The sequence below is a fragment of the Mucilaginibacter sp. genome (assembly GCF_028288225.1).
Lineage (GTDB): Bacteria > Bacteroidota > Bacteroidia > Sphingobacteriales > Sphingobacteriaceae > Mucilaginibacter.
This window is the reverse complement of sequence record NZ_JAQBOC010000002.1, coordinates 1-6,418: the sequence shown is the minus strand read 5'-3', so window position 1 is coordinate 6,418 and position 6,418 is coordinate 1. Positions and strand designations below refer to the sequence as shown.

At 38.1% G+C, this 6,418-nt stretch carries 4 protein-coding genes and 1 tRNA gene; 1 reads left to right on the top strand and 4 read right to left on the bottom strand.

From position 1 onward, the window contains the following. The 4 genes from JWQ54_RS00180 to JWQ54_RS00165 all read right to left on the bottom strand — a co-directional run. Nucleotides 1-1,632, bottom strand: a 1,632-nt coding sequence (locus tag JWQ54_RS00180; RefSeq protein ID WP_299578643.1) for a TonB-dependent receptor plug domain-containing protein, incomplete at its 3' end; no start/stop codon positions are given. 276 nt (nt 1,633-1,908) lie between these two features. Beyond that, nucleotides 1,909-2,928 carry a FecR family protein gene (locus tag JWQ54_RS00175; RefSeq protein WP_299578641.1) on the bottom strand — a complete coding sequence of 340 codons (1,020 nt, stop codon included), beginning with the start codon at nt 2,926-2,928 and terminating at the stop codon, nt 1,909-1,911. A 137-nt stretch (nt 2,929-3,065) separates the two neighbouring features. Then, on the bottom strand, nt 3,066-3,641 hold the full coding sequence (locus JWQ54_RS00170; RefSeq protein WP_299578639.1) for an RNA polymerase sigma-70 factor: 576 nt from the start codon (nt 3,639-3,641) through the stop codon (nt 3,066-3,068). Between the two features lie 1,200 nt (nt 3,642-4,841). Next, nucleotides 4,842-4,908 (bottom strand) — tRNA-Phe (locus tag JWQ54_RS00165). A 57-nt stretch (nt 4,909-4,965) separates the two neighbouring features. Here JWQ54_RS00165 and JWQ54_RS00160 point away from each other — a divergent pair. Next, entirely contained in the window at nt 4,966-6,135 is a 1,170-nt protein-coding gene (locus JWQ54_RS00160; RefSeq protein ID WP_299578637.1) for a tyrosine-type recombinase/integrase, read from the top strand. The last annotated feature ends 283 nt before the right edge of the window (nt 6,136-6,418 follow it).

Genomic DNA, 6,418 nt, shown 5'->3' with positions numbered 1-6,418 from the left:
CAGCTTGATATTAAACCCGGTTTGTATCCTGACGGTATAATCATCATCAGATAGGTTTCTACCTTTCACTTCCCTTAACAAGTTATAACTCCAATCTGGGTACGGAAAACTATTCAGCGGCAGAGTTGCAGCTACGGCCCTGTTTGGGCCACTTACATTTAAATTAGTCGCGTAAGATCCGTTAGGGTTCTGCAAGGTTTCATAGGGAGATAGTTGCTGTAGCTCGGCAAGCGTAGCGCCACTGGTTTCATCTTTCCGGTATTGAAGGTAAGCGCCGAAATTGAATATTAAAAACTTGGCAAGTTTATATTCATTACTGAAATTTATGCCAAATTTATTGTATCCGGTACCCTGATAGCGTGTATTATTATTCTCAAACAGTAAAGAGGCATAGGAATTTGACCGGCCCGTTCCCTCCGAAAAATTAACATTATATTGCTGCAATATAGCTCTTCTCAATAACAGGTTACTAATCTGGCTATGATTGTTGATCGTGCTTAGGCTGTCAAGTCCCGAGTTCATGGCAGCCGTACTGAGTGTCCCGTTTTTATTCGCGTAAATAAGTTCCTGTGCCAAGGTTAGCGGGTTTCTAAAATCAGTAGGGAAGGCACCTCCATATTGCATACCGGCAAAGAACCAGCCGTTTTTATAGGCCAGTTTTTCGTAAGCTACCTGGTCGGCCGAGTTGGCGGTAGTCAGCAATTGATCAAGGTTGGTAAGGGCAGATACCCTGGTGAATGTACTGGCACTAACAACAAGCCCACTACCTACTTTTGATTTCTTAGTAGTAATAACGATAACCCCATTGGCTGCACGTGCACCCCAGATTGATGCCGCCGCAGCATCTTTTAAAATCGTAACGTTTTCAACATCGTTTGGATTGATGGTGGAGAAATCACTGGTGGATAACGGGAATCCGTCAACAACAACCAGAGGGGCCGTGGCTGCATATAGGGAGGTACTACCGCGGATAAGGAAACTCACACTTCCATCCGCGTTCTCTTTAGCCTGCATACCGGCAACCATGCCCTGTAATGCGGTTGAAAGATTAGATACCGGCCTATCCGACAAAGTAGCCTGACTAACCTGGCTGAAAGAACCCGGCGCCCTTTCTTTTAACAAACTCTGGTAACCGGTATTTACGGTTACTTCTTTTAATTCATCAAACGCAACTTTAAGTTTTACATTGAACGAGGTTTGGTTACCAACCACGATTTCCTGTTTGATATAGCCGATATAAGTTATTTCCAGAATGGCCTTGTTATCGGGTACCTGTATCGTAAAAAAACCGTTGCTATTAGTGACTGCCGCGCCCGTTCTTTGCCCTTTTACTCTGATGGTAACGCCAGGCAATGGCTGGCCATTTTCATCGGTAACCGAACCTGATATGGTCAGTGCAGCTATTGATGTCGATGCCCCGTTTGCTGTCAGCACGATCAACCCACCGTCAAGCAGTTTGTAATTAAAGCCGGTATTAACGAGGATCTGATCAAGCAAATTCGCCACAGTTTCGTTACTGACAGCAACATTGATCTTATTATTGAAGGGAAAAATGCTGTTATTATACATGAATTTGTAATCCGTTTTCCTTTCAATAGCCCTGATAACTTTGCTGATCTCAGCCTCTTTCATAGTAAGAGATATCCTAGTATCCTGGGAACGGACCGAGGCAGAAACGGTCATTAAACTGCATAATATGAGCAGGAAAGTTAGTTTCATAACGAACAGTAATTTATTAACGTTGTTTATTAGGGATAAACAACTGTTAATTGTGCTTTTTTGCATAATTTTACATGATTAAAAGTTAGATTATGAAGTAAGGGCAACGCCAATTGATTCCTTCTTCATTTTGATTTTTAACACTCAGAAGGGGATACGATCATGTATTCCCTTTATTTTTTAGTATTTTTAGTAAATGGTAATTACATAGCCCTCCCTTCTGTAATTAAAGTTTGCCGTTAATTTAAAGTCTGTTAACACCTCATCAATATTTTCTTTGTCAAATGTTGACGTAAACCGATAACCGCTCAGTTGTTTGTTATTAACTATCAATTTTACATTATACCACCTTTCAATTACCGGTACGATATCTTCAAATTGCTGATCATAAAAGGAAAGCTTATTATTGGTCCAATCGGTTTCTACGATCGAGTTCTTAAAAACCTTATCGGTAATATTTGCCATTTTGTAATGAAGAGTGGGTTTATCGTCGTTATTTAAAGACAAATCGCTTGAAGGATTGTTTAAGACGACGAGTTTTTCACTGGGAGATAATACAATCTTGTTTCTGAGTTTATTTTTTAAAACAATTTCTATAGATCCTTTTATTAAGGAGGTTTCAGACGTTTTATCTCCCCGATAGGCTTTAACATTAAACACGGTACCTAAATCATTAACGTCGAATTCAAAAGTATGAACAGAAAACGGAGATTTTGGATTGTGTACAACGGTAAAGTAGCCTTCCCCTTCTAATAAAACCTCTCTTTTTTGGTGGTTATAGCCAGGCAATACTGTTAGCTTACTTCCGGCATTCAACAAAACTACAGTACCATCACTCAGCGTTAGCATTTTTTTCTTCCCAACCGGACTCAGGTAAACGCTTTGATCTGCTTGCCCGCTAAATTGTTGATTGCTGTGCTTGTTTAATAAAAAATATCCGCCTATAGCCAAAGCAAGCGCAATAGAAGCAGCCACGAAGATCCGGGGCTGGTTACGCTTACGGCTTACATGGATATTACCCCGCGAAAGAATCGTTTTGTATATCCGGGCTTCTGCTTCTTCTCGGGTTTCTCCGGTATTTACTTCAAATACATCATCAAATAAAGTATACCACCGCTCAAACTCAGCTTTTTCGTTTTGAGTGATCGTGCCTTTCTGCCATTTATGGGCCAGGAAATTTATCCGTTGTGATTGATTAGGATCAGTCATTTAGCTATGTTTTTTATTGATAGCCAAACAAAGCCGCGTGTACCCTACCTTTTTTTATTAAAAAAAATTAATTTTTATAAAAACACCTAAAAATTTACAAAATGTAGGATAAAAAGCAAGGATTCTTGCCGTTTTGATTAAATTATAAAAAGCAATATCGATAAATATTGCCCAAACCGCGTACGGAGTGTTTTTAAAGCGTATGTAATGTGCTTTTCGACGGCTTTTTCAGAAATATTCAATTCACTGGCGATATTTTTGTTCGCCAGGCCCGCTTCGCGGCTCATTCTGAAAACCAACTGGCATTTGGATGGCAGGCCGGTAATGGTATATTCCAGTTGTTTTTGCAACAAATCAAAATCAAAATGCTCGAAGGGTGCGTCTTTGCTGCTTTCCAGGTTAAGGGCAAATTCATGATCCCTGTTCATCTTCCTTGCCCTTTTAGCCAGGCGGTTAATGATTTCAAACTTTACGGCTACGGCAAAATAATTTTCAAAACCCACACGCAAAGTAAAGGCCTCCCTGCGCTTCCATAAATTCAGGAAAATGTCTTGAACGGCCTCTTCCGCTTCCGTTAAATCGTTGAGGCGCCGGCCGGCAACCGTCAACATCTTGTCCCAATATTTTTTGTAAATTACACTGAACGCTACTTCGTCACCGGCCCTGAGCAGGTCCGCCAATTCGGTCTCATTTAGTTCATGGTAATTAATCATGTTCGTATTGGGTAATAAAGATAACGATAAATTGGTATTAAATTAAACTTAAAGTGGCAAATTGAATATAACAGCACCCTTCTTCGCGGGGTGCTGTTATGGTTTACTTAACTGACCTTATAAAGAACAAAACGAAGATTTTTATAATATGCCATGCTTTACCGCTGTACATATGAACTATCATCCTTATAATCATATAATAAGCGGCTAATACCAATATGAAAGTATTATTTGGCCGATGTGCATTATATTGCCAAAACTTTTAGGCAACCATCTCAAAAACACCTTTTTTGATCAGAATCGCACCAGCATCAATGATTTTAATAATATCGATCAGCTCTTTACCGAACCTGACTGGCATAATGATCTTTATCAGGTACCTTACAGTTTATTACTTATCAAAGCAAAGGCGGTTCCGGTATTGCTACTCGTCGCTCCGATAATGGTTCTGATGGGTTTGAACTAAACATTTTTATAAATTTGAGACATGATGTGCAGCGCTCCGCTGTTTTTTATGCCACCAATCAGATATCATTCTCACGTTTAAAATCTTATCCTGTTTATCCTGATAGCTGTGCCGAAGTTCCCACATTGGCATACTACAGATAAAAAATTCCAGAACTGTTTAAACTTATCTTTGATAGCCCCTGGGTAAATAGTTTGTCATCTATATCCCAGACTATCATTCCCCTTACTTTTATTCCTGATAAAGTTCGTCTTATCCAATGATCAATACAATAATTTGGCTAAAAACAAGAAATTTTATGGTAAATATTCGTTTTTATGCGTTTATATTCAGTTTAATTGATTTTAAACCTTCACAATTGCGTGTTTTTTCAATTGTATTTGCATTTAACCAGATGATTATGCTTATCTGAACATTATTGATAAACCGCGTGGCTTATTAGAAGTAAATCCGATTTCAAAAACATCAGCGTCAAAGAACAAGCCTGTTAACTCAATCCCTGCGAAATCGTACAAAGCGAAACGAGAGTTTCAGAGATTGATAAACTAAATTTTAGGGATCGGTCATTTGAGAAGCTATTAATAATCTTTCAGGTTATTCCCGGCAACGCTTTTTCTCAGATTGAAACAAACCTCAATTGTTTATTTGGCATAAAGATATTGAACCAACTGTACCCATATTTTTTACCTCAAAAACAAAAAAGCTCCCTATTTTTAAATAAGAAGCTTTTTTTGTGGTATCAGCTGGGATCGAACCAGCGACACAAGGATTTTCAGTCCTTTGCTCTACCGACTTAACAATCGTTTTAAAGCTGTTTTTTACGATTTGGGTAAATAAGTGCGCCAAAAGTGCGCCAAGATGTCCTTAGAAATCCGTAATTACACAGAACCGACAATCGTTACTAATGATGATTTAAAACATCGTTCCTATGTTACCTTTTATTTCAACGATGAAATTGAAAAGCAGTACCACGGTAAAAACGTTGGCCAAGAAATAAACCCAAATCGAGCCAAATCATTAGAAGAAAAACAACAGTTACTTAAAAAGCTACAATACGAACTGCATAAAGCCTTAGAAGCCAAAAGTTACCCTGTTGTTAACAGTCGGTCAGGGTTTTCAGACAAGGCTAAGCAAGTACATAGTGATAAATTACCGTCTGCGAAAAAATTAATGTTTGAAGCCGTCAGGGCTAAGTTACGCACTGATTTAAGTAGAACTTATAAACGTGATCTTAAGAGCGTTTACCGAGAGTTTAGAGATTTTATGCTTCCTGGTGAGACCGAAGGCCCAATCAATAGTATTACGACTATCAGGATAGAGAAATTTCTTTCCCGGTTTGGTTCGTCAGGCACTTACTACATGAATAAAAGAAGAAATTTAGGGGTGATCATATCCGCTGCCGGAAGACTTGATAACAAAGACTTAAAGATGGTGAAGGAAACAAAACGTAGGAAAGCTAAGGCAAAGTTGCATAAGCCCTATGATAAAGTCCAATTAAAACCAATACTTGAATATTTAAAAGCACACTATCCCAATCTTTATTTGTGTTGCTTGCTTACCTATAGTTCGTGGTTGCGTCCCCATGAGGAAGTGAGGTTACTTACTCTCGGTGATTTTAAAAAAGACTGGACCGAAATTCATTTATCTGGCAATGGAAATAAGGGTGGAAAGGTTAGAGTGGTATATATACCTGATTATGCTCGTAAAGAGCTTTTGCCTGTACTTTCCAAATTAGGCAGGAATGATAATATTTTCAGTATGAATAGAGAGCCATTTAACGAGTTCTATTTTAATACAGCATGGTCAAGAGCTTATAAAAAGATGTTTATCTTGGGGCTGATATATGAAGATCAAACAATCTATTCATTTAGGCATACAGCCGCTATAGAGGTTTATAGAAACACTAAGGATGTATATCTGCTTCAAAAAATGTTAGGCCATTCAACAATTATTGTTACACTTAAATATTTGAGAAGTTTAGGTGAATTTAACAGTGACGAACTGAGAGATGCGGCACCTCAACTTTAAGGTTCTGCATAGTGTAAATTATTATGCAGCATATAAATCAATAGTAGTATGTTAGAACAATTTGTTTTAGACACCCTATTAATTTTTTTATGCCTAAATTGTTAGAATCCAATGGTAAATATTCAATTAAATTACACCTGAGCCATGCCTTGATACGAACATATAAATTGTATAATGTCGTAAACACACTTTATGATTACTACGTCATTGACATACAGAATGAAGGTACAGTTGCCTATACTTTTCAACCTACTTTAAATCTTTCAAATTCGGACTTTCCAGC

Coding starts and splice junctions, on each gene's coding strand:
- JWQ54_RS00160 (WP_299578637.1), top strand. CDS start 4,966: ATGTCCTTAGAAATCCGTAATTACACAGAACCGACAATCGTTACTAAT.
- JWQ54_RS00170 (WP_299578639.1), bottom strand. CDS start 3,641: ATGATTAATTACCATGAACTAAATGAGACCGAATTGGCGGACCTGCTC.
- JWQ54_RS00175 (WP_299578641.1), bottom strand. CDS start 2,928: ATGACTGATCCTAATCAATCACAACGGATAAATTTCCTGGCCCATAAA.